The sequence below is a fragment of the Limosilactobacillus fastidiosus genome (assembly GCF_014145505.1).
Taxonomy (GTDB): domain Bacteria; phylum Bacillota; class Bacilli; order Lactobacillales; family Lactobacillaceae; genus Limosilactobacillus; species Limosilactobacillus fastidiosus.
On sequence record NZ_JACIUZ010000039.1, the window covers coordinates 1 to 22,415 of the forward strand.

Genomic DNA, 22,415 nt, shown 5'->3' on the forward strand with positions numbered 1-22,415 from the left:
TTGTACAATCAATTCACCACAAAAATCATGTAAAGAAGGTTATACAGATGTCCCTAAATAATTCTATCCTAAATCTCCTCGGAATTGAAGACCGAAACATTAAAGTTCTTAATGTTGAAACAACCTCGAAAAACAATGAGCAGCTTAAAGTAATCCATGCTTCCTTATCTTATCCGGTGGCGCGCTGTAAAAATTGTGGATTTGAAACTGTGGTCAAAAATGGCTTTCGCAAAACTCATCTTCGCTTAGCGAGTCTTAATGGCATGCGGTATGAAATGATCCTGGCTAAGCAACGTTATTACTGTTCCAATTGCCAAACAACCTTCGGTGCGACAACAGATTTAACTAAGCCCAATCAGACCCTTACTCGAAAACTCAAAAGTCAAATTATGCTATTTGTTCATGAAGGTATGAATGGCGAGCTAATCGCTCGCCTTTGTCATTGCTCGCCCAGCAGTGTTCGGCGGACGACTATCGAACGCGTTAAACCGCATTATCGGATGGCCGTTCTTCCTAAACACCTCTGCTTTGATGAGTTTCGTTCAACTAAGTCCATCATGTCATTTATTTGTTGTGACAGTGAAAGTCACCAACTAGTGGTTAAACTTCACAATCGGCTTTCACCATCGATTATTGATTACTTTGAAAATCGTTATAGTCAAGCCGAACGAGCTCGGGTAGAATCGGTCGTTATCGACCTCAATGCACAATACCAGAGCTTTATTTACCGTCTATTTCCGAATGCCCAAATCATTATTGATCGTTTTCATATTGTCCAATTGGCCGGTCGAGCTTTAGATAACTGTCGACTTAATATTCTTAAGTTCTTAGATAAACACAGTCGTGAATATAAGATTATGAAAAACCAATGGCGCTTATTTCATCTTAAGCAGACCGAACTTCACCCCGAAAAGCCTGTTTATCTCCGGGGGATAAATGAATATATGACGAAACAAAACGCTGTTGACTTAATCACCAGTAAATTCACTGACTTTAAGGTCGTTTACCAAACATATCAAGCAATTACTCAAGCCCTTCAGGAGCGTGATCCCAAACTTCTTCAAGCGGTTTTACAAAATTACCAGACTACTAATACTGAAATGGATACTACGATCAGAACCTTTAGGAAGAACCAACAAGCAGTAATTAACAGCACCAAGTATGAATTTTCGAACGGTCCATTAGAAGGAATTAATCGGAAAATTAAAACTCTTAAACGAACCTGTTATGGGTTTGCCAATCAAAACTTTTTCTTTTTAAGAATTGATTGTCTATTTGCATAAAAAATACCACCCACATTTCTGTGAGTGGCATCGATATCCATCAATACCAGTTGACGGATACCCATTTAATCTCGTTTCTTAAATTGTGATGGTTTAACCTGATAACCTAAACAGGTATCATTTCCGGTAGCAACACTGCCCCAATGAACACGGAGAGGAGATCCTTGCTTGCGACGAGCCCAGTGTTGGAGAACGCTGGCAATAAGGATTGCTAGTGGCTCATCATCTTCTTTTTGGACTTTTAATTCGTGGTAATAATCACCAGTGAATGCGACTGGTCGAATTGAGAAGATAAGGTGATTTTTCTTAAAGACCCGGTACTTTCCGGAGAATGGTGAACCAACCACAACCCAACTAAGTCCTTTGATGTAAATTACTTCGCGCACAAAACCTAATGACTTACTAACGGTACCGACTTTTTGCCGATCCTTGTATAATGCAAACTTCGGGATAATCCCAAAGCTAAGTTGCTTAACTTCTGCAAGCAAATCTCCAGAAATTGAATACAAAGAGAGAACATCATGAAGCATTCCCCATTTACCTACCAACAGATATAACGAACGTCCTTGATAGTTCCGGATGACAGTGGTTCCATGGAGATCTGTATCATGATCACGTAGATAAAGTTGCCGCATTCAATCACCACTCCTTAAAAGACAAGTTAATTACCCTTATTGTACCAGGTTAATTATAAAATTGTTAACTTTACGAAGCGGTTTCATTTTTGTTACCGGCTATTGGCGACTTATGCTAAAATATTAGGTGAGGTGCTAGAATCGTGAAACAACTTATTCATAATGATTGGTGGGACGTTTTAAAACCCCAATTTGAAAGTACATACTATGCTCAACTCCATAATTTCTTAAAAGAAGAATATAGTCACCGGACGATTTATCCGGAGATGCATCATATTTTTGAGGCTTTTGAGTGGACGCCCTTTAGTAAAGTTAAGGTTGTCATTTTAGGTCAAGATCCGTACCATGGTCCTCGCCAGGCTCATGGGTGCAGCTTTTCAGTTTTACCAGGGATCCCGGTTCCACCATCCTTGCAAAATATTTATAAAGAGTTGCAAAGTGATGTTGGTTGTCATCCGGTTCAACATGGTTACCTAAAGAAATGGGCTGATCAGGGCGTTTTACTTTTGAACTCAGTCTTAACGGTTCGTGCGGACCAAGCCTTTTCTCATAAGGGACATGGTTGGGAACAATTAACGGATGCTGCGATTCATGCATTGTCCGAGCGCCCCCAACCGGTTGTCTTTATTTTGTGGGGAAGAGCGGCACGGGATAAGAAGAAGCTGATTAATCTTAAAACTAATATTATCTTAGAATCAGCCCATCCAAGCCCGCTTTCAGCTAACCGCGGATTCTTTGGTTCAAAACCATTTTCAAAGACAAATGAAGCACTTCGCGCAATGGGAGAGGAGCCAATTGATTGGCAATTACCGGATCAACCGATAGTTGACGGTAAGGCTTGATAACCAACAAGGAGGTTCTTGTAGATGGATTTATTTGATGAAATCGCTGCAAAAATAAAAGGAAAGGGTAAGACGATTGTATTCCCTGAAGGTGCTGATAAGCGGATTTTAGGTGCTGCTATTCGACTGAAAAATCATGATTTAGTGGAGCCAATCCTCTTAGGTAAGGAAGAAGAAATTAAGACTACTGCTCGTCAAAATAATTTAGATAGTAGTGGCTTAAGAATTATTGATCCTGTAACCTATCCAAAATCAGATAAGCAAGAAATGTTTGATTCTCTGCTTGAACGGCGGAAGGGGAAGAACTCCCCGGAACAAGTTGAGAAGATGTTGGAAGATGTTAGTTACTTTGGGACCATGTTAGTTTATATGGGTAAAGCAGACGGAATGGTTTCTGGTGCAGTTCACTCTACTGGGGCGACTGTGCGGCCTGCCTTGCAAATTATCAAGACTAAGCCGAACGCTCACCGAATTAGTGGGGCTTTCTTAATGAAGAAGGGTGAACAACGCTATATCTTTGCTGATTGTGCAATCAATATTGAATTAGATGCCTCGACAATGGCCGAAGTTGCCATTCAAAGCGCTGAAACTGCTAAGCTCTTTGGAATTGATCCCAAAGTTGCTCTTCTTAGTTTCTCTACTAAAGGTTCTGCTAAGGCTGAAATGGTCACTAAAGTTGCTGATGCAGTAGAGAAAGTTCATGAAATGGAACCAGACCTTGCGGCAGATGGCGAAATGCAATTTGATGCTGCTGTGGTTCCAGAAGTTGCAAAGCTAAAGGCCCCAGATTCTAAGGTTGCTGGTCATGCAAATGTCTTCATCTTCCCAAGTCTGGAAGCCGGAAACATTGGTTATAAGATTGCCCAACGTCTTGGTGGCTTCACTGCTGTTGGCCCCATCCTTCAAGGGTTAAATGCCCCAATTGCAGATCTTTCACGGGGATGCAGTGAAGATGATGCCTACAAAGTTGCGATTATCACAGCAGCACAAGCACTATAATTTAAGAAAAAACGATGGGAAGGTTACGTGAAGTTCACGTTACCTTCTTATTTTATTTCTTTTTGCGTTTAAACTAAGAAATCGGCTACAATGGTTACAGAAAATTCAAGGAGAAATGGAAATATGAAAGAAGTAACTTTAAATGATCGGGAAGAAACGATTAATCTCGGTGAACAAATTGGTCGGTTACTTAAGGCAGGAGACGTTCTTGTCCTTGATGGTGACTTAGGAGCTGGTAAAACAACTTTCACTAAGGGAATTGCAAAGGGCTTAGCGATCCCAGATTTAATTAAGAGCCCGACCTTTACCATTGTCCGGGAATACCATGATGGACGCTTACCGCTTTATCATATGGACGCTTACCGACTTGAAAATGGTGGGGCAGAAGACCTTGGACTTGAAGAATACTTCGACAGTGATGGAGTTAGTGTTGTTGAGTGGGCTCAATTTGTTGTAGATGAATTACCGGCTGACTTTTTAGCAATTCATTTCAAACGGACAGCTGATGAGAATACGCGTTGTCTACAATTAGAGCCTCATGGACAGCATTTTGCACAGATTGTTACGGAGCTTTAATCTTGGCAGATACGGTTAAAATTAAATTAGCAGAACCAAAAGACGCATCTCAAGTCTTAAATTTCCTTCGAAAAGCTGCAAGCGAAAGTGATGCGGTAACCATTCCCCACTTGGAACGGGTTACTGTAAAGGAAGAACAAAAAAATTTGCAAGTAATTAATGATTCTGATGATTGTGTGATCCTCTTAGCAGTTTTAGGTGACCAGATTATCGGGATGGTTACTGTAATGCGGTTAACGGGAAAAAATGAAATAGGCGAACTTGGTATCATCGTTGCTAAAAAATACTGGCGCCATGGGATCGGTCAGCTTTTAGTCGATGAAGCCCAATATTGGTATAGTAATTACAGTAGTTTAAGTGGGTTGGTATTGGATGTGTTTGAAGATAACCTTCCGGCAATTAACCTATACCGAAAAATGAACTTTGTGGTTCAGAAACACGTACAAATTGCTGGCCGTCCTGCATTATTGATGACATATAATTCATAAGAATAGCTTAGAAAAGATAAGAAAGCGGTTCAGGATTCGTTTTTTACGAGTCCCGAACCGCTTTGAGTATTGGATTGATTATATTTTAAAAAATGTGAGCCAAGATTGGTAAAAGCCAAATCCAGAAGATACAACTAGCGGCAAAGACAACTGTTGAGACAGCAACTGAACTAGCCCCCTCCTTGACGTAGATGTTATAGCGACTTGAAATGATGATTCCAGAAAATGCAGGTGGTAACCCCGTAGCTAAACAAAGCATGGAAATTTTTTCAGGATCAGTTCCCATTCCACAGATATAGGCAGCAGCAACAATGATGGCAGGAGTAAGGAATAGCCGGAAGAAGGTGTTCCAGATAACTTCTTTATCAACAGAGAACTTAACAGTTGCCAGGGCAAGTCCGGCAGCGAGGACGGCAACCCCAGCATTTGCTTTTGCAATCAGATCAAAAGTTGGTGCCCATGAACTTGGAATATGAATTCCAATCAAAACAAAGATAACAGCTAAAAGAGGTGCAGCGGCAACAGGCTGTTTAATAGCACTTAGAACTGACTTTAAAGTGGAGTTCATTGGCTTATGGTTAGTATTAGCGTGGTTAGCGATTTCAGCCCGAGCTAAATCAATTTCTCGATCTAGGCCTTTTTCTTCCAACGCCTTTGCTTCGGCATCAGTAACCGGTACACCATCAGGAATGGTTACCATAACTTTCTTGGTTTCCTTATGGCGCCCCTTACCAGTTACCTGCTCAACATTTACCTTGGTACCAGGTGTATTTGTAGTCTGAGCTTTCTTTTTGGTCGCATCTTGACCACGATTAATTAGTGCTAAGCCAAGAGGGATCGTAATCGCATTAACAACGATTGAAACAATCCCAATAACAAGGTTAGTAGTAACTGTATTCCCGTAAATAGGGTCTAGAACCGCAAATCCAAGGAAACCAATTGTTGGTGATCCAGCAATTAATGCACAGACAGCTGCTTGTTGGGTTGAACGGTGGAAGAATAATTTATCCAAGAAAAAACTAAGCATGAAAAGACCAACAACCCCAATAACTGATATTAAGGTAAGAACGATATCCTGAGCGAACATCGAACGGGTTGCTTTAACAATTGAAATGAACAGCGCTGCTGGTAAAGCAATGTTTAGAACTAATTTATTTAGTCCTTGACGTTGATCATTATCAAAATAATAGAATTTCCCGCAGAGGTATCCTAATAACATGATTACTAAGATCGGAATAATATCATCGATAAGGATACTAACCATAACTTTCATCCTCCTTAAATATGAAAAAAATAATAATGCCTATACACGTTTAATATTACTCATTTAATACGAATAAGCAAGCTGTTTTAGGAATAAATAAACATTTTCAGGAAGCAATAAGTAAATTATCCAAGTGATAAAGGAAAAACACATAAAGAGAAAAATAACTTTATTTATTATTAAGGAGAAAATCAGTTGCTAATTTATATTAAATGTTGTATAAGTGAACTGTATACAACAATTTTAACAGTGCACTGCTTTAACGAAGGCTATTTAGGCTAGAGGAGGATAATTATGACAGAAAATTCTCTAGAACGAACTGGTGCAAGCCTATTAATTAAGGCTTTACGACAGAATGGAATTAACAATATTTATGGACTGGTAGGAATCCCAGTAACTGACTTTGCCCGGTTAGCGGAATTACGAGGAATGAAGTACTACGGCTTTCGTCGTGAAGATTCTGCAGTAGATGCCGCTGCCGCAGCTGGTTACTTGACTCAAAAGCCGGGAGTAGCATTAACCGTATCTGCTCCTGGATTCTTAAACGGACTAACAGCATTAGCTCAAGCAACGAAGAACTGTTTCCCATTAATTATGATTTCTGGTTCATCTGAACGACACATTATTGATCTTTCCCAAGGTGATTATGAGGGACTTGATCAATATAATGTTGCCAAGCCATTTTGTAAGAAGGCATATCGGGTTGACCGGGCGGAAGATATTGGGCTAGCTGTTGCTCGAGCAATTCGGACAGCAGTATCTGGTCGGCCAGGTGGAGTTTACCTCGATTTACCAGCTGATACGATTTCTCAAGAAGCACCAACTGCTGATACTGGAATCTATAAGTTAGTTGATCCAGCACCAAAACAAGAGCCGAGTGATGAAGCAGTATCACGAGCAGTTAATATTATTAAAAACGCACAAAAGCCATTAATTATCCTTGGAAAAGGTGCTGCATATGCACGGACTGAAGAACAAGTTCAAAAGTTAGTTAATGAAACTGGAATTCCATTCTTGCCAATGTCGATGGCCAAGGGTGTTGTTCCTGATGACAATAAGTATTCTGCTGCTTCTGCACGTTCATTATCACTGAAGAATGCCGATGCCGTAATCTTAATTGGTGCCCGGCTTAACTGGATGCTTTCTTATGGTGATGCTCCTCAATTCAATCCAGACGCCAAATTCATTCAACTTGATATTGATGCTACTCAATTTGATTCTTCGCAAAAGATTTCTGCACCTCTTCAAGGTGATCTCCAATCAATCTTGGCTAAACTTGTCCCAGCACTTATTAAGAGTGGCTATCATACAAGTGAAGAATGGTTAGATCAAATTGCCCAAGACACGGCAAAGAATGATGCTAAGTTTGCCGAACGGATCGCTGCCGGAAAGACTAACCCAAAGTTTGGTTATTATGGAGCAATTGAACCAATTGCTGAATACTTTAACGAACATCCTGACACCTATATTGTTAGTGAAGGTGCTAATACCTTGGATATTGGTCGGAATATGATTGGAATGAAGTTACCACGTCACCGACTTGATACCGGTACATGGGGTGTGATGGGTGTTGGCATGGGTTATGCCATTGCTACAGCTATTGAAACCGGCAAACATGTTGTTGCCCTTGATGGTGATAGTGCTTTTGGATTTGATGGGATGGAAATGGAAACCATTTGCCGTTACAAGCTCCCAATTACTGTTGTTGTAATCAATAATGGTGGGATTTATAACGGAGTTGACCAAGTGGTCCCTGACCAATTGGGTCCAACAACACTTGACCCAACTGGCCGTTACGATTTGATGGCTAAGGCATTTGGTGGTGATAACTACTTCGTATCAAACTACCAAGAAATGAAGGATACCTTTGCAAAGGCTGTTGAATCTGGCCGTCCAAACCTGATTAATGTTCAAATTGACCCATCAATGGGTAAGGAATCAGGTCACATTGGTAACTTGAACCCAGCATTGAATTTGAAGCCACTTGAAGAAGCTGAAAGGAGCAAGAACAATGACTGAAGAAAACACAAATGATTTTGCACCATTAAAGGGAATCAAGGTTGTTGATTGGACTCAGGTTCAGTCCGGTCCTTCCTGTACGCAACTTTTAGCATGGTTAGGTGCTGATGTTATTAAGATTGAACGGACTAATACTGGTGATCCAACTCGGAATGAATTGCTTGATATTAAGGACTCGTGGAGCCTTTACTACCTTCAATTGAACGCCAACAAGAAGTCCTTAACCTTGAACATTAAGACTCCTGAAGGGCAAAAGATTATGTATGATCTGTTGAAGAAGGCTGATATTTTCGTTGAAAACATCAAGCCGGGAGCAGCTAAAAAAGCTGGCTTTGGTTGGGAAAAGGTTCATAAACTGAATCCACGTTTAATCATGGCTTCATTGAAGGGCTTTAACCAGGGCTCACGGTTTGAAAATGTTAAGGCCTTTGAACCGGTCGCTCAGTCAGCTGGTGGTGCTGCATCTGCAACTGGTTGGAATGAGGGAAAGTATAACGTCCCAACCCAATCAGCTGCCGCTTTGGGTGATTCAAATTCCGGAATGCACTTAACAATCGCTATTTTGGCAGCTCTTCTCCAACGTGAACACACTGGTGAAGGGACTTATGTTTACCAATCAATGCAAGATGCTGTGCTTAACCTTTGTCGGATTAAGCTTCGTGACCAAATTATGTTGGATAACTTAGGTGCATTACCTCACTACGCTGTTTATCCAAACTTCAAGTGGGGGAAGGCTATTCCACGTGCTGAGAACACTGAAGGTGGTCAAGTAATTGGTTGGACATATAAGGCTAAGGGTTGGGAAACTGATCCGAACGCTTACGTTTACATCGTTGTCCAAAACAGTGACAAGAGTTGGGAAACAATTGCCAAGACAATGGGGCACCCAGAATGGGCTACTGATCCACGCTTTGAAGGTTGGCAAAACCGGCAATTGCATAAGGAAGAACTTTACCCATTAATTGAATCGTATACTAAGAATTACGATAAATTCGAGTTAACCAAGAAGTTAGGTGCCGTTGGGATTCCAGTTGGTCCAGTTCTTGACTGGCACGAATTGGAAAATGATCCGGACCTTAATGAGGATGGAACAATTGTTACCATTGATCAAGGTGGTAACCGTGGTAAGTTCAAGACAATTGGTCTACCATTTACTCTTGCTAACTACAAGCCAGATTATAAGCGGGCACCAGATCTTGGTGAAAACAACAAGGAAATCCTTAAATCCCTTGGCTACGATCCAGCTCAAATTGATGAATTAGTTGAAAAGGGTGTTATTTCCAGAGTTAAGAAGCCGGATAACCCACGGACCCAGGTTATTAAGGGTGAAGAATAATATTATGGAAAATAAGAATCAATAACTCTCAGCAATATAAATAAAAAGAGGATGGAAAATATTTTTCCATCCTCTTTACTTTTTAATGCTTCTTAAAAAGCACTTGTTTGAGATTATGCCACCAAGCACCCTTTTCTTGGTGTCCTGAAACGTCTTGAGTAACTTCAACACAACCAATATATTTACCATCATTATCATGAAGTGAGTAAAAAGCAATGTTAACTGGTTTACCATGATAATGGATAATCAAACTAAGAACACCACGTTTGCCATCATGCATTTGCTTGAGAACTTGCTTAACCCGCTCTTGACTGTGACCAGGGTGGACTTCTAAAACATGCTTGCCTAAATCGTCATCAGTTCGCTTGAAGAGTCGGTGCCGATTAGCAGACGACCAGCGAACGATATCATGCTCATCAATGAAATCGAATTCTTCGGGAATAGTTTGAAAAATTGCGTTAAGTTGGGTTAGGGTTAAATTACCACCCAGAAGATTAACTGTTTCGTTATTCATGGATTAGGTTCTCCTTTAATTGTAAAAATTAATGAATGGGCGAAGTTTGTCGGCACCAAAATGCGTAGCTTCATATAATAAAATGTTTGCACAAGCCTGGGCGTCATCAAGGGCGTTATGGTGGTGGTGCAAATCAATCTGTAAGGCGTTACAAACGGTGTTGAGTTTATAGTTGCTGAGGCCGGGAATTAATTGCCGACTACTCTTGACGGTGTCGAGAGTCTGGTAAGTTGGTGGTTGAATCCCATAGTGAAGAAGGGTGTTTTTTAAGACACTATTATCAAAACTATTATTATGAGCAATCACAAGTTGCTCTGGCTGGTAGAATTGTTTAATGTGTTGCCAAACTTCGGGAAATAGTGGAGCATCCTGAACATCTTTTTCATGGATGCCGTGAATTTGAACGTTTCTCCAAAAAAATTCAGTTTGGGGATTAATTAGGGTATAAAATTCGTCAGTGATTTGGTTATTCCGAACGATTGTTAGGGCCAATGAGCAGGCACTGGAACGTTTACCGCTTGCAGTTTCAAAATCCATCGCAATGAAATTCACGAAGCAAGCTCTCCTTTCGTTGGTTAAAAATATTAACAATATAATTAATTCTAACAGTAATTCTGTTCATGCGACAGAAGTTTTATGTACAAACATGATACAATATTGCTAAAAACAAAATAAAGGACGACGAAGCAATGGCAATTGATCTAATTAAAGAATTTCCCAAAATTGATATTAAAAAGCAAGAACCGCTTTCAAAGTATACCTTTACTCATACTGGTGGCAAGGCTGATTGGTTAGCTTTTCCAGAAAGTGTCGAACAAGTTCAACAATTAGTGGATTTTGTTCGGAAAAATAATCTTCCCTTAACTGTCATCGGAAATGCCAGTAATTTAATTGTTCGTGATGGTGGAGTTGCTGGGTTAGTAATGATCGTTACTAAGATGAATCAGATTAAGGTTGAAGGCGATGTGGTTAAGGCACAAGCTGGAGCTACTTATATTAAGACTACCCAAGTAGCTCGGGACCATAGTTTAACTGGTTTAGAGTTTGCTGCTGGGATTCCTGGAAGTGTTGGTGGGGCGGTCTTTATGAACGCTGGTGCATATGGGGGAGAAACCCAATTTGTTGTTAAGTCAGCAACGATCATGTTGCCAACTGGTGAAATTCAGGAACTAAATAACGAAGAGTTAGACTTTGGATATCGGCATAGTAGTGTGCAGGATAATAATGGAGTTGTGCTAGAAGCTTCCTTTGGATTGAAGGCAGGCAATAAAGAAGAAATTACTGCGCAAATGGATGAGCTTAATGCTCGGCGGGCGGCTAAGCAACCTTTAGAGTTGCCATCCTGTGGAAGTGTCTTCAAACGGCCAAAGGGGTACTTCGCTGGTAAATTAATTCATGATTCTGGCCTTCAGGGTTACACTTCAGGAGGGGCTCAAGTATCAAAGAAGCATGCTGGCTTTATTGTTAATATTAACAACGGGACAGCTACTGATTACCTGAATGTTATTCGCCATGTTCAAAGAGTTGTCAAAGAGAAGTTCGGTGTTGAGCTCGAAACAGAAGTCCGGATTATTGGACGGGATTAAATAAGAATAAGTCCTAAAGTCATCGTATTAGATGACTTTAGGACTTATTTCTTTATTGAAATGATTCTATTGAAATTGAGGTGGAATGAGTTTGTCGTAACTACAGTCTCCACTTGAATATCCTGGACTCGATTATTAGTCCGTCACGGATCACACTTTAAATCTTGTATTCTGCACTGTTTTGAGGATCCAGTAAGAAAGAATTTGGAGGCAGGTGAGGATGAGAGTGAATTTTAACATGTTAATTGACCAGATGGACATAAGTTGCTGGAAAAACCAACTTGGAGTGAAAAAGAGATAGATGGAATGGAGACGAAGAAAGCGGCCAATGTAGATTCCAATACTGGAAATAAATGAAAAGAGAATAATCCACCAAAATTTTAACGTTGGGTGTTTAGGCGTGATTAGTTCAGTAAGTTGGTGGCTGACTTGATCTAATGAAAGTAAACCGAAGAAAAGGCAACTAACAGCACAGAGAACCATGATCGCAAAGATTAACCAGATATGAGGATCAGACTTGAGAATGCCGTTAATACTAGTGTGGGGATTGAGCCAGGAAAGGTGGAAGAGGTCAGTCATGACGTACGGGGTATTGGGATAAAATAACAGCCAAACGATTAGGCTAACCCAAAAAGCTAGTGCCCGACGATCATTGAATCGGGGTAATTGAAAGCCGATTTCTACCGGAATATAAGCAAGAAAAACATTGAAGGCCATGAAGTTAAATGGTTTAGGCATAAAAAGTTTAAGGAGGATAATCGCAATCCAAAAGAAAATACGGATTTGCCATTGTTTTGTTAATTTAAACATTTGATCGGTTCCTTCCAGAAATAATAGTTTCACTGTCCAGAATACCAGACTTTATTGTAGATACCAGAAATTTAGTAAACTGCGGTTCTTTTCGGAAGAAAATGATATAATGTTATGGTAATTTAGAGGATGGTGAGATAAGTTATGCAGTTTATTTCAGCGCTGTTTACTTGGCAGAACCTGATCCATCTAATCGATATCTTAGTAATTTGGTTTTTAATCTATGAATTATTATTGTTAATTCGTGGTACCCGTGCTGTTCAGTTATTCCGGGGGATCTTGATTATTATCTTGGTTAAGGTCGTGAGCTGGTATGTTGGGCTGAGTACGGTTTCATGGGTTATGGATCAGATTATTAATTGGGGAGTTATTGCCATTGTGATCATTTTCCAGCCAGAAATTCGTCGGGGACTGGAACACTTGGGACGTGGCACCTTCTTTACTCATAATCAGACAGCTAATGAGACTGAGGAAGAAACTATTAGACAATTAGATCAGGCAATCCAGTATATGTCAAAGCGACGAATTGGTGCGTTGATTAGTATTGAAATGAAGACTGGTTTGGAAGAGTATATCGAAACTGGGATTCCACTGGATGCTGATATTTCAGGAGCGTTACTAATTAATACGTTTATTCCTAACACACCACTTCATGATGGGGCGGTTATTATTAAGAATAATCGGATTTCAGTTGCTGCAGCCTATCTGCCGTTATCTGATAGTAAACTGATTCCAAAGGAACTTGGGACCCGTCACCGGGCTGCAGTTGGGATCAGTGAAGTGACAGATGCTTTGACAATCGTTATTTCTGAAGAGACCGGTGAGGTGTCAATTACAAAGGATAATGAATTAATCCGTAATATGTCACGAAACGATTACCTGAAATTCTTGCGGGCTCAGCTTTACAGTGAGTCATCTAGAAATGAGAATACGAACTTCTTTACCAAGCTCTTCTCATTCTTTAGTCGCCGAGGAGGTGGCAGCAATGAATAACTGGGAATTTTTCAATAACAAGTGGTTTTTGCGGATAACATCACTAGTGTTAGCCCTTTTCCTGTTTTTCTATGTTAATAACGGGAGTAATGGTTTTCTTCGTCAGAATACGAGGCAGCATGACCAGACGAGTGCGTTAATGTCTAATAAAACGGCAGTTATTCAGATGCCGCTAGATATTACCACAGATAGCAACTACGTAGTGAGTGGTTATCCCAAAACAGTTAAGGTAAGCGTTAGCGGTCCTTCTGCGTTAGTAACAACAACCTCAAATACACAGAATTTTAAGGCCTATATTGACTTAACCAATGTTGGAACTGGCGAGCACCGGGTAAAGGTAAAAACAAGTGGCTTGAATTCAGAACTTCACGCAACTGTTAAGCCAAAGTACGTGACGATTAATATTCAACCACGGAAGACGATCGTAAAGAAGATTACGGTTCGTTTGGGTTCCCATTCCCTGAGCAATAATTTTAAGATTGGTGACCCACGGACTGATGTGGATCATGTTCGCGTTTCTGGTTCACGTGAAGAAGTCGATAAGGTTGATCGAGTAGTTGCTTTTGTGGCAATGCCAAATAAAGCTACTGAAGATATTCACCGTCTAGTAACCTTACAAGCAGTGGATAAGAATGGGCAAACATTAAACGTCGTAATTGAACCAAATACAACCAATGTGACGATTCCAATTCAGGGTAACAATAGCGATGCTGAAAATTCGTCGAGTGACAGTGAAAGTGAGCAGTCAAGTTCCAATGGTAGTCACTCTAGTCGCGAAAGTTCGAGTGAAAACAGTTCGTCAAGTAATAGCACACAAGTAAGTTCAAATAATAATGATTAAGAGGAGAAAAATAATGAAGTTAAAATATTTTGGTACTGATGGAGTTCGCGGAGTTGCAAATCAAGATTTAAGTCCTGAATTAGCCTTTCGTGTGGGTCGTGCTGGTGGGTATGTTTTAACCCGCCACTCTAACCGGAAACAACCACAAGTGTTAGTTTCACGGGATACCCGAATTTCTGGTCAAATGCTAGAGAGTGCTTTAGTTGCTGGTTTGTTGTCAGTAGGAATCGAGGTTTTACGGTTAGGGGTAGTTACTACACCTGGTGTGGCTTACCTAGTGCGGGCTCAAGAAGCCGATGCGGGTGTTATGATTACTGCGAGTCATAATCCAATCAAGTATAATGGGATTAAGTATTTTGGTGGAGATGGCTTTAAGTTATCTGATGATTTGGAATATGAAATTGAACAATTATTGGATGCTGATGAAGATACTTTACCACGACCATCTGACGAAGGCCTTGGGACCGTGGCTGATTACCATGAGGGGGCATTGAAGTATACCTCATTCCTTGAACAAACCGTATCAACAGACCTATCTGGTTTGAAGGTTGTTGTTGATGCCGCTAATGGTGCTACTTCGGGGTTTGTTTCTAATCTTTTTGCTGACATGAATGTTGACTTTATTCCAATTAACGCTCAACCAAATGGCTTAAATACCAACCTTAACTGTGGTTCAACTCACCCGGAAGAACTCCAAAAAGCTGTTGTTGAAAATAAGGCCGATCTTGGAATTGCCTTTGATGGAGATGGTGACCGGTGTATTGCGGTTGATAGTGAAGGAAATATCGTTAATGGTGATAAGATCATGTACATTTGTGGTAAGTACATGGATAGCAAGGGCTTATTGAAAAAGGACACTGTTGTAACAACGGTGATGAGTAACATGGGGATGTACAAGGCCCTTGAAAGTCATAGCATGACCAGTGTAAAGACTAAGGTTGGTGACCGTTACGTTGTGGAAGAGATGTTGAAGAAGGGCTATAATCTCGGTGGTGAACAATCTGGTCATATTATCTTCTTGGATTACAATACTACTGGAGACGGAATGTTGACTGCCCTTCAATTACTCTCTGTAATTAAAGAAACAGGTAAGTCATTGAAAGAATTAGCCAGTGATGTGACTGATTACCCACAAGAACTTGTAAATATCAAGGTTGCTGATAAGGCTGCTGCGATGAATAATGAAAAGCTTCGGGCGATTATTGAAGAAGTTGAGAATGAAATGAATGGCGATGGTCGAGTATTAGTTCGTCCAAGTGGAACTGAACCGCTACTCCGAATTATGGCAGAAGCAGCCACTCCAGAACTAGTTCACCAATACGTTGAACGAATTGCTGAAGTTGCTCGGCAAGAACTTGAAGTTAAATAATAAGTTAAGAGTGAGAAAAGTATTTTTTCTCGCTCTTTTATTTTATAGTTTTACAAACTAGACCAATTAAAGAGAATTAAATTGACAAGAATTGCGCAAGGCATTATGATACTAAGTGTATTTAATAAGTGGGATACTTTATAAGTGTCTATACCAATTTTAAAAGGATGGTATTAATTATGTGTGGAATTGTTGGAGTGACTGGAAATAAGGACAGTCTATCAATTTTAATTAATGGTTTGAAGCGGCTTGAATATCGTGGTTATGATTCAGCTGGTGTCTATGTTAACGATAATGAAGGTCATGATTACCTTGTTAAGCGTGCTGGGCGAATTAGTAACCTTGAAGACGCTTTGACTGATGATGTTCAAGGATTATCAGGAATTGGCCATACTCGTTGGGCTACTCATGGTGAACCGAATGAAGCCAACGCTCACCCACAATACTCAAGCGATGAACGTTTCTACCTTGTTCACAACGGTGTGATTGAAAACTATGCTCAATTAAAGGCGGACTACTTATCTGACGTTAATTTTAAGAGTCAAACTGATACTGAAGTAGTAGTTCAATTAGTAGATAAGTTCGTGGTTGAAGATCACTTAACCACGAAGGACGCCTTGCTTAAGGTGCTGAAGTTAATCAGTCCTGATTCATCATATGCCTTTGTCTTGATGGATAAGAAAGAACCAGATACCCTTTACGTTGCTAAGAACAAGAGCCCATTACTTGTGGGGATTGGTGATGGCTACAATATGGTTGGTTCAGATGCTACTTCAATGTTAAAGCAAACTAACGAATTCATGGAATTAGACGATCACGAATTAGTTATCGTAAAACCACATTCTATTGAAATTGAAGATTTTGATGGTAATGAAAAGCACCGTGATACCTTTACTGTTGATATGGATCCGAATGCTGCGGACAAGGGAGCTTACCCATTCTACATGTTAAAGGAAGTTGACGAACAACCTGCTGTAATGCGGAAGTTAGTCCAAAAGTACTTTGATGAAGACGGCAAGCCAACAATCAACGAAGAATTATTGAAGGCAATGTCAGAAGCTGATCACCTTTACATCATTGGCGCTGGTACTAGTTACCATGCTGGTTTGATTGGTGCGCGAATCTTTGAAAAGTTAGTTGGCATCCCAACTTCTGTTCACATTTCATCAGAATTTGCTTACGAACAACCATTGCTTTCTCAAAAGCCATTCTTTATCTTCTTGAGCCAAAGTGGTGAAACTGCTGATAGCCGTGAAGTTTTGGTTAATGTTAACAAGAATAACTGGCCAAGTTTGACTATCACTAATGTTGACAAGTCAACGCTTTCTCGTGAAGCAACCTTCACTGAATTACTTTACGCTGGTCCTGAAATTGCAGTTGCATCTACTAAGGCTTACACTGCTCAAATTGCTGTTGAAGCAATCTTGGCAAAGGCTCTTGGGGAATACATGGATAAGCCAGTTGCTGGTGCATTTGATGTTAAGCACCAACTTGGTTTGGTTGCCAATGGAATGCAATCAATTACTGATAGTAAGAGCATCTTGAAGGACCTTTCAGATAAGTATCTTTCTAAGCCACGGAATGCCTTCTACATTGGTCGAGGAATCGATTGGTCTGTATCTCTTGAAGCTGCATTGAAGTTGAAGGAAATTTCCTATGTTCAAGCTGAAGGTTTTGCTTCTGGTGAATTAAAGCACGGAACAATTGCTTTGATTGAAAAGGGAACCCCAGTTATTGGAATCATTACGCAAGACCGAACTGCCGGTTTGACCCGGAGTAACCTTGAAGAAACAGAAGCTCGGGGGGCTAATACCCTGACGATCGTTTCTCGTCACTTGGCAAAGGATAACGATAACATTATCTTGCCCGACGTTGACGAATTGTTAAGCCCATTGCTTAGTGTTGTTCCAGCACAATTGTTGGCTTACTACACTAGTCTTGGTAAAGGTTTAGATGTTGATAAACCACGTAACTTGGCTAAGTCAGTTACTGTTCAATAATTAATTTATAAAAGCCAGATGCCCTCTTATGGTTAGCATCTGGCTTTTATTGTCACTTATTGAACTTTTTAAAGGAAATAATTAAAATGATTGACATCACTTTATGAAACCGCTATCATAAAATGTAAGGTATTTAAGTAATTACCTTCTAATCAATTCTCTTTCTCTCTTATACCAATCATCGCCACCTTCGACGATGATTTTTTTTATTTTTCCAGCTATAATAGTTTGAGTACATGAAGGGAGTAGAGATTGTGGAAGAACAACATGAAGTCTTAGATTTAATTGAATTAATTACCCGAAATGACGGGACCACCTATTACGAGATTGGCAACATGGTTCAAAATGGCCGGGCCGAACTTGCAGCTGAGCGAGGATTTATTAAAGAGGTCCGGATTCTACAACTAAATATTCCGCATTCACAAAATGTAATTAAGTATGAGAATTTTATCAATACACATTACAAAATGCAGGATGAATCAATGGATCACTGGGATGAGTGGAAACGAACACCAGAAGCAGATCAACTAGTTCATGATATTTTAGCAGAAAACCATATTGGTTAGTGAATTATGGGATTATGAATTTAATTTTAAAAGAGTCTATACAGTCATTTATCAAGACATTATAATTAAACAAGATATCTCTTGGGGGTTCTGTTGATGAACACAAAAAAAGACTTTAGCAATCGCCAAACTCGTCCTCACCACGTTACTGGGATTGATGGTTTACGGACAATTGCTGTTTTGGGTGTTATTATTTACCATTTATTACCAACTCAAGTAAAGGGTGGTTTTCTTGGTGTCCCATTATTTCTGTTAATTTCAGGTTATTTTATTACTTATCAGTTTAGCAAAAAGTTCGAACGTGGTCGTGCTTTGGGCTTGGGACATTTTTATGCCAAACGCTTTTACCGTTTGTATCCGGTCCTTATTACGATGCTAGTATTAACGATTGCTTATATCACGCTATTTGCTCGTGAATTACTCCATAATATTCGGCAAATCTTTGTTACAAATATTCTTTGGGTATATAACTGGTGGGAGATTTATCACGGTCAGTCATATTTTGATCAATTTGCTAATAAGTCACCATTTACTCATCTTTGGACATTAGGAGTTGAAGCCCAGTTTTACGTTTTGTGGCCGGTGATTATCTATTTCTTGTTTAAAATCTTCAAGAAACGTTCAATCGTCCAGTACATTGTTTTAGTATTAGCATTCTTATCCGCAATTGAAATGGCGATCCTTTATCACCCAACGACCCTTAACCGAGTTTACTACGGGACAGATACCCGTGCTTTCTCCCTTTTACTCGGTTCTTGGCTTGGCTTAGTTTGGCCGTTAGATCGACTAAAGAAGAATATTTCGGGGACTGCCTCCCGAGCATTAGATGGCTTAGGACTTCTGACATTAATCATTACTTTATATGGCTTTATCAGCTTGGACGGGCAGTCAGCCTTTACTTATTATGGAGGAATGTTCTTCTATAGTGTTGTTGGCATGGTTCTTATGGCAACAATTCTTCATCCTGGAAGCCATATGAATCGGTGGTTGACTAACCCATTTTTTACTTGGTGTGGACAGCGCTCCTACGGGATTTATGTTTACCAGTACCCTGTCCTCGTTTTTTATGAACGAGCAATTAATGTTGGTGTTCACCCAGTAGTTAGTGGAATTGAAGAATTGGCGATCATCGTAATCATTAGTGAATGTTCTTACCGCTTAATTGAGCAACCTTTATTGAAGCAACGGTTATCTGATATTAAGTGGGATAAGCTTTGCTTTAATAATTGGCGACAAGCTTCGTTGGCGATCGTTGCTTTATTAGTAGTTGGTACAACGGTTTATGGCCTTTGCCAGCCTAATGTTCAACCGAAAAAGACGGATCTTCAGAAACGAATTGAAAAGAATGATCAACTAACTGAGCAGCATAATAAGCAACTCAGTAAAGGAAAGAATATTAAGACGGCTAAAATTAGCACGATACAAAAGAAGTACCAACTCAGTAAGACAGAGATTGAGCGTGCACAAAAGTTAAAGGTTACGGCAGTGGGTGATTCGGTAATGCTCGATGCCTCGGATAGTCTCCAGCAATTGATGCCCCATGCATATGTTGACGCTAAGGTTGGCCGGCAGGGTTCACAAACGCCGAAAATCCTTAGTCAGTTGAAAGATGAAGGTCACCTTAACCAGATTGTAGTTCTTAACCTGGGAAATAATGGGGCAATGGATCAAAAAACGATTGACGAGATCTTGAATATAATTGGTAAAGATCGTCAGGTCTATTGGGTAACTCCTCACATTCCAACAAAGAGCTGGCAACAGCAGGTTAACAGTCAGATCCAAGAGGTTGCTAAGAAACACCACAACGTGTACCTAGTTAACTGGTATGCTGCAAGCAATGGGCAGTCCGGTTGGTTTGCTAAGGATGGTGTTCATATGAATAAGCAGGGAAATAATCACTACGCCAAGTTAATTACAAAGACAATCTTGAAACATCAATAAGGTGAGTAGGGATGGATAATAATGAAAAACTACTGGATAAGGCAATTGATTTATACTTAACCGGGTTAAAGGGACTTGGTTCGTTTATTTCAGAGCCTTCTGCAGAATATTCACTTTCTTTTGAGCAGTACCTAATCTTAAAAAAGATCATACGAAAACCGAAAATTAAATTAATGGATATTGCGGAGGAAAGAGGGGTAACGAGGAGTGCGATTTCTCGTCAGCTTCGGCCATTGCTGAATAATAATTATATTAAACAGGAGGCTGATCCGGAAGATCGTCGTCGCTTATTCTTAATTAGTACACCAGCGGGTAAGCAGGTCGAACACCAGATTAGTTCACTAGTAATGAAGCGCTTTTCAAAGTGGGTTGATGTTTACGGGAAAGATCGCGGTGCCGAACTCCTAGACCTTCTTGAAGATTTCAACAAGCAGATAATAATGAGGAGAAAAAGATGATTAAAGTAGTTGCATTAGATTTAGATAATACCCTTTTGAACAGTAACAAAGAAATTAGCACACGGAACGAACAAGTTCTTAAACGGTTACATGCAAAAGAAATTCACGTTGTTTTATGCACTGGGCGGCCAATTAATGCTATTTGGCCATTGATTGAACAACTTGGATTAACTACTCCCGATGATTACACGATTACATTTAATGGTGGCTTGGTAATTAATAATGTGTCAAAGGAACGACTATTTGAATTAGGGATGAGGCGGGATGATCTTCAACCTCTACTGAAATTTGCTAATGAAGAAAAGGTTCCACTTGATATCTTAGACTTTGATCGGGTATATGAATTAAACGATGTTCCGGGGTCAATTTATAAATCAGTCCTAAAAAACATTGAATTCCGTGATATTAAGGGTGCTGACCTTCCAGATACGACTTATAGTAAAGCCATTATCGCAATGCCAGCTGAAAAGCTGACGCCAATTATCAGACAGTTGCCAGCAGAACTAAAAGAAAAGTATCATGCTGTTCAATCGCAGTCAATGATCATGGAATTCTTACCACCAAGGGTTAACAAGATGATTGGTTTGCAGGCGCTTTTGAAACATTTTGGTTTAGACTTAAGTAATCTGATGACGTTTGGGGATGCAGATAATGATTTGGAAATGATTCAGGCTGCTGCCCAAGGAATTGTAATGGCAAATGGGTTGCCGCAGGTTAAGAAGGTTGCTACCGCAATCACTGATTCAAACGATGATGATGGTGTGGCTACCTATTGTGAGAAGTATTTTGCAACATTACTGTAATAAAAGATGACAAAATAACTAAAAAAGTTGTTAAATAAGGTGATTTATAGCAAAAATCACGGTTAATTTAACAACTTTTTTATTATCTGTTTAGCTAAGTTAGGGATGCCAAAGAAATAACAAATTGCGATATATTAGGCTTTATCACCATAAATTTAATAAATGTGAGTTTTTGTACAATTAATATTGCAGTAACTTTACAAACACTTCGCAATAATCTGTTAATCGATATGTTGCTGTTATCTAGTAGTAATATTGATCATGTAATATAAAAAGCGTTGAATCGAATTAAATGAAAAAAGGATGGGATTGAATTTATGGTTTCTAAGAAAAAGCTTGCTAAATTAACTGCTTCTATTGGTGCGGTTGTTTTTGGTGTTGCTGCAACTCAAGGTGCTGTTAACGCTGATACAATTTACACTGTTAAGAGTGGTGACACACTTTCAAGCATTTCTTACAAGTTTAACAAAGACAACAGCCTTGTTAATAAGATTGCCCAACAAAATAGCATTAAGGATATTAATAGGATTTACGTTGGCCAACGTCTAGTTATCAAGAGCGATGGTGAAATTCAAGTAGCTCCATCTCAAACAACTACTCAAAAGAGTGCTAATAATAGTCAAACGAGTACTGTAAGTGGATCTGATGCCGCAGCCAAGGCTTGGATTGCTAATCACGAATCTGGTGGTAACTACAGTGCGACTAACGGTCAATATATTGGGAAGTACCAACTTTCTGCCTCATACCTTAACGGTGACTATTCTGCCGCTAACCAAGAACGGGTTGCTGATCAATACGTTGCTAGTCGCTACGGTTCCTGGACCGCTGCCCAACAACACTGGATCGCAAATGGTTGGTATTAAAAAATAGGGTGTGAGCCCTTAAAGGCTTTCGGTGGCTAGCGATTTCTCCACCGAACGACGCGTTTATCGTTGGAGGTCGTTGAAGAAGCTTAGGGCGAACACCCTTCGTCTATGTAGACTAGAACGTTAATACTAATAAATATAACTCCCAGCTGAGTGTTAAATGCATTCAGTTGGGAGTTCTTTATTGAAATAAAATAAGCCTAAGTAGTGCAATTATGTCACTTCG

22 protein-coding genes are annotated in these 22,415 nt (G+C 39.8%); 17 read left to right on the forward strand and 5 right to left on the reverse strand.

What is annotated here, in order from left to right; translation table 11 throughout:
• The first annotated feature begins 47 nt into the window (after positions 1–47).
• Positions 48–1,283: an ISL3 family transposase gene (locus H5R64_RS05700; RefSeq protein ID WP_182582783.1), complete on the forward strand. Its 1,236-nt coding sequence runs from the start codon at positions 48–50 to the stop codon at positions 1,281–1,283.
• A gap of 65 nt (positions 1,284–1,348) precedes the next feature.
• On the opposite strand, the gene H5R64_RS05705 is transcribed toward H5R64_RS05700, so the two are convergent.
• Entirely contained in the window at positions 1,349–1,918 is a 570-nt protein-coding gene (locus H5R64_RS05705) for an LURP-one-related/scramblase family protein (RefSeq protein WP_231797927.1), read from the reverse strand.
• Positions 1,919–2,061: 143 nt separating this feature from the next.
• Here H5R64_RS05705 and H5R64_RS05710 point away from each other — a divergent pair, with 143 nt between their 5' ends.
• The 4 genes from H5R64_RS05710 to H5R64_RS05725 all read left to right on the forward strand — a co-directional run bounded on the left by H5R64_RS05710 (position 2,062) and on the right by H5R64_RS05725 (position 4,823).
• Entirely contained in the window at positions 2,062–2,760 is a 699-nt protein-coding gene (locus H5R64_RS05710) for a uracil-DNA glycosylase (protein WP_182583029.1), read from the forward strand.
• A gap of 24 nt (positions 2,761–2,784) precedes the next feature.
• Complete coding sequence (gene pta, locus H5R64_RS05715) at positions 2,785–3,759, forward strand: phosphate acetyltransferase (protein ID WP_182580982.1); 975 nt, start codon at positions 2,785–2,787, stop codon at positions 3,757–3,759.
• Positions 3,760–3,882: 123 nt separating this feature from the next.
• Positions 3,883–4,335: a tRNA (adenosine(37)-N6)-threonylcarbamoyltransferase complex ATPase subunit type 1 TsaE gene (gene tsaE / locus H5R64_RS05720; protein ID WP_182580981.1), complete on the forward strand. Its 453-nt coding sequence runs from the start codon at positions 3,883–3,885 to the stop codon at positions 4,333–4,335.
• A gap of 2 nt (positions 4,336–4,337) precedes the next feature.
• Positions 4,338–4,823, forward strand: coding sequence for a GNAT family N-acetyltransferase (locus H5R64_RS05725; RefSeq protein WP_182580980.1), 486 nt, complete (start codon positions 4,338–4,340; stop codon positions 4,821–4,823).
• 85 nt (positions 4,824–4,908) lie between these two features.
• On the opposite strand, the gene H5R64_RS05730 is transcribed toward H5R64_RS05725, so the two are convergent.
• Complete coding sequence (locus tag H5R64_RS05730) at positions 4,909–6,087, reverse strand: AEC family transporter (protein ID WP_182580979.1); 1,179 nt, start codon at positions 6,085–6,087, stop codon at positions 4,909–4,911.
• Between the two features lie 294 nt (positions 6,088–6,381).
• Here H5R64_RS05730 and oxc point away from each other — a divergent pair, with 294 nt between their 5' ends.
• Positions 6,382–8,106, forward strand: a complete 1,725-nt coding sequence (gene oxc, locus H5R64_RS05735) for an oxalyl-CoA decarboxylase (RefSeq protein WP_182583031.1) — start codon at positions 6,382–6,384, stop codon at positions 8,104–8,106.
• On the forward strand, positions 8,099–9,442 hold the full coding sequence (gene frc / locus H5R64_RS05740) for a formyl-CoA transferase (RefSeq protein ID WP_182580977.1): 1,344 nt from the start codon (positions 8,099–8,101) through the stop codon (positions 9,440–9,442). Before oxc ends, frc begins: the two co-directional genes overlap by 8 nt.
• A gap of 82 nt (positions 9,443–9,524) precedes the next feature.
• On the opposite strand, the gene H5R64_RS05745 is transcribed toward frc, so the two are convergent.
• Together H5R64_RS05745 and H5R64_RS05750 are read right to left on the reverse strand one after the other, a co-directional pair.
• Complete coding sequence (locus tag H5R64_RS05745) at positions 9,525–9,956, reverse strand: PAS domain-containing protein (protein ID WP_182580976.1); 432 nt, start codon at positions 9,954–9,956, stop codon at positions 9,525–9,527.
• A 15-nt stretch (positions 9,957–9,971) separates the two neighbouring features.
• Positions 9,972–10,508: a 3'-5' exonuclease gene (locus tag H5R64_RS05750; protein WP_182580975.1), complete on the reverse strand. Its 537-nt coding sequence runs from the start codon at positions 10,506–10,508 to the stop codon at positions 9,972–9,974.
• A 137-nt stretch (positions 10,509–10,645) separates the two neighbouring features.
• Here H5R64_RS05750 and murB point away from each other — a divergent pair, with 137 nt between their 5' ends.
• Positions 10,646–11,542 carry a UDP-N-acetylmuramate dehydrogenase gene (gene murB, locus H5R64_RS05755; RefSeq protein ID WP_182583033.1) on the forward strand — a complete coding sequence of 299 codons (897 nt, stop codon included), beginning with the start codon at positions 10,646–10,648 and terminating at the stop codon, positions 11,540–11,542.
• Between the two features lie 150 nt (positions 11,543–11,692).
• On the opposite strand, the gene H5R64_RS05760 is transcribed toward murB, so the two are convergent.
• Entirely contained in the window at positions 11,693–12,352 is a 660-nt protein-coding gene (locus H5R64_RS05760) for a DUF1361 domain-containing protein (protein ID WP_182583035.1), read from the reverse strand.
• A 144-nt stretch (positions 12,353–12,496) separates the two neighbouring features.
• Here H5R64_RS05760 and cdaA point away from each other — a divergent pair, with 144 nt between their 5' ends.
• The 9 genes from cdaA (at position 12,497) to apf (ending at position 22,186) form a co-directional block, all read left to right on the forward strand.
• Entirely contained in the window at positions 12,497–13,345 is an 849-nt protein-coding gene (cdaA, locus tag H5R64_RS05765; protein ID WP_182580972.1) for a diadenylate cyclase CdaA, read from the forward strand.
• A complete protein-coding gene (locus tag H5R64_RS05770; RefSeq protein WP_182580971.1) occupies positions 13,338–14,186 on the forward strand; it encodes a CdaR family protein in 849 nt (282 codons plus the stop codon). The genes cdaA and H5R64_RS05770 overlap by 8 nt, the downstream gene beginning before the upstream one ends.
• Before the next feature lie 13 nt (positions 14,187–14,199).
• Complete coding sequence (gene glmM, locus H5R64_RS05775) at positions 14,200–15,555, forward strand: phosphoglucosamine mutase (RefSeq protein ID WP_182580970.1); 1,356 nt, start codon at positions 14,200–14,202, stop codon at positions 15,553–15,555.
• A gap of 179 nt (positions 15,556–15,734) precedes the next feature.
• Complete coding sequence (gene glmS, locus H5R64_RS05780; protein WP_182580969.1) at positions 15,735–17,555, forward strand: glutamine--fructose-6-phosphate transaminase (isomerizing); 1,821 nt, start codon at positions 15,735–15,737, stop codon at positions 17,553–17,555.
• A 254-nt stretch (positions 17,556–17,809) separates the two neighbouring features.
• A complete protein-coding gene (locus tag H5R64_RS05785; RefSeq protein ID WP_182580968.1) occupies positions 17,810–18,121 on the forward strand; it encodes a hypothetical protein in 312 nt (103 codons plus the stop codon).
• A 96-nt stretch (positions 18,122–18,217) separates the two neighbouring features.
• Positions 18,218–20,062 (forward strand): acyltransferase family protein, encoded by a 1,845-nt coding sequence (locus H5R64_RS05790; protein ID WP_182580967.1) that lies wholly within the window; start codon positions 18,218–18,220, stop codon positions 20,060–20,062.
• Positions 20,063–20,073: 11 nt separating this feature from the next.
• Positions 20,074–20,520: a MarR family winged helix-turn-helix transcriptional regulator gene (locus H5R64_RS05795; RefSeq protein ID WP_182580966.1), complete on the forward strand. Its 447-nt coding sequence runs from the start codon at positions 20,074–20,076 to the stop codon at positions 20,518–20,520.
• Positions 20,517–21,323 (forward strand): Cof-type HAD-IIB family hydrolase, encoded by an 807-nt coding sequence (locus H5R64_RS05800; protein ID WP_182580965.1) that lies wholly within the window; start codon positions 20,517–20,519, stop codon positions 21,321–21,323. The genes H5R64_RS05795 and H5R64_RS05800 overlap by 4 nt, the downstream gene beginning before the upstream one ends.
• Positions 21,324–21,640: 317 nt before the next feature.
• The gene (gene apf / locus H5R64_RS05805; protein ID WP_182580964.1) at positions 21,641–22,186 is read left to right on the forward strand and encodes an aggregation-promoting factor; all 546 of its coding nucleotides are present in this window, start codon (positions 21,641–21,643) and stop codon (positions 22,184–22,186) included.
• Positions 22,187–22,415 lie beyond the last annotated feature (229 nt).

What these genes read in the sequence shown, in the direction of transcription:
- H5R64_RS05700 (WP_182582783.1), top strand. Translation starts at nt 48, where the DNA reads ATGTCCCTAAATAATTCTATCCTAAATCTCCTCGGAATTGAAGACCGA.
- H5R64_RS05705 (WP_231797927.1), bottom strand. Translation starts at nt 1,918, where the DNA reads ATGCGGCAACTTTATCTACGTGATCATGATACAGATCTCCATGGAACC.
- pta (WP_182580982.1), top strand. Translation starts at nt 2,785, where the DNA reads ATGGATTTATTTGATGAAATCGCTGCAAAAATAAAAGGAAAGGGTAAG.
- tsaE (WP_182580981.1), top strand. Translation starts at nt 3,883, where the DNA reads ATGAAAGAAGTAACTTTAAATGATCGGGAAGAAACGATTAATCTCGGT.
- H5R64_RS05730 (WP_182580979.1), bottom strand. Translation starts at nt 6,087, where the DNA reads ATGGTTAGTATCCTTATCGATGATATTATTCCGATCTTAGTAATCATG.
- oxc (WP_182583031.1), top strand. Translation starts at nt 6,382, where the DNA reads ATGACAGAAAATTCTCTAGAACGAACTGGTGCAAGCCTATTAATTAAG.
- frc (WP_182580977.1), top strand. Translation starts at nt 8,099, where the DNA reads ATGACTGAAGAAAACACAAATGATTTTGCACCATTAAAGGGAATCAAG.
- H5R64_RS05745 (WP_182580976.1), bottom strand. Translation starts at nt 9,956, where the DNA reads ATGAATAACGAAACAGTTAATCTTCTGGGTGGTAATTTAACCCTAACC.
- murB (WP_182583033.1), top strand. Translation starts at nt 10,646, where the DNA reads ATGGCAATTGATCTAATTAAAGAATTTCCCAAAATTGATATTAAAAAG.
- H5R64_RS05760 (WP_182583035.1), bottom strand. Translation starts at nt 12,352, where the DNA reads ATGTTTAAATTAACAAAACAATGGCAAATCCGTATTTTCTTTTGGATT.
- cdaA (WP_182580972.1), top strand. Translation starts at nt 12,497, where the DNA reads ATGCAGTTTATTTCAGCGCTGTTTACTTGGCAGAACCTGATCCATCTA.
- H5R64_RS05770 (WP_182580971.1), top strand. Translation starts at nt 13,338, where the DNA reads ATGAATAACTGGGAATTTTTCAATAACAAGTGGTTTTTGCGGATAACA.
- glmM (WP_182580970.1), top strand. Translation starts at nt 14,200, where the DNA reads ATGAAGTTAAAATATTTTGGTACTGATGGAGTTCGCGGAGTTGCAAAT.
- glmS (WP_182580969.1), top strand. Translation starts at nt 15,735, where the DNA reads ATGTGTGGAATTGTTGGAGTGACTGGAAATAAGGACAGTCTATCAATT.
- H5R64_RS05790 (WP_182580967.1), top strand. Translation starts at nt 18,218, where the DNA reads ATGAACACAAAAAAAGACTTTAGCAATCGCCAAACTCGTCCTCACCAC.
- H5R64_RS05795 (WP_182580966.1), top strand. Translation starts at nt 20,074, where the DNA reads ATGGATAATAATGAAAAACTACTGGATAAGGCAATTGATTTATACTTA.
- H5R64_RS05800 (WP_182580965.1), top strand. Translation starts at nt 20,517, where the DNA reads ATGATTAAAGTAGTTGCATTAGATTTAGATAATACCCTTTTGAACAGT.
- apf (WP_182580964.1), top strand. Translation starts at nt 21,641, where the DNA reads ATGGTTTCTAAGAAAAAGCTTGCTAAATTAACTGCTTCTATTGGTGCG.